This window comes from Wolbachia endosymbiont of Tuta absoluta (genome assembly GCF_059414725.1).
The window spans coordinates 1-685 of sequence record NZ_JBNRJY010000016.1; the positions used below are offsets into that span (position 1 = coordinate 1).

At 41.3% G+C, this 685-nt stretch carries 1 pseudogene; it reads left to right on the forward strand.

The window, feature by feature from the left end:
* Nucleotides 1-139 (forward strand): annotated as a pseudogene (locus tag ACJ5GX_RS00110) (polyprenyl synthetase family protein); the annotation flags it as partial.
* Between the last annotated feature and the right edge of the window lie 546 nt (nucleotides 140-685).

Genomic DNA, 685 nt, shown 5'->3' on the forward strand with positions numbered 1-685 from the left:
GCTTCTTGCTCCTGCAAAACATATACGTTCTTTTTTAGTTATAGCATCTTCGTCGATATTCAACATAAAGGTTGAAAAAGCAATAACAGCAGCAGCAGCAATTGAATTTATTCATGCTTACTCCCTAATTCACGATGATCGATCTCCCGTTTTCGCCATCCAGGCGCTACCAGCCGCCTTCTTTAAGTCATCGGTCCATCCAACACTACGCTTGCCGAGGCGTGGCCTCCACTCGAGAACCCGTTTACTCTACCGTCCGTCGGTTCTACGACAAATGTGCCCAGCCCACTGCCACTTCAGTTTGCTACACTTTTTCATAGGTTTTCATTTCTAATACTGAGGCATAGAGGTGCCCCCAAATCTCACGCCGGTTCTTTTGCCGCACAGAGGTTATTTACCTACTTTAATGTGCGTGATAAATAGTAGGTATGTGGTTGTGATGAAAACATAGTTGTACTTATGAAATGCACATAAAATGTTTCAGATTTCGTTCTGTAAAGAATTGAAAAACGACGTCTGATGCATCTAAAGTTCATCACATCACATGACATCAGCCAAAAGCAGTCAACTGTTGGTAGTAAGTTTTCCCTAGGGTACGCTTATCTAACGAGGAATACATAGTTTATCGGTTTACCATCAGAATAGTACAACATTGTTAAAAAAATAAGGAAAAAGTGGTGTTGTT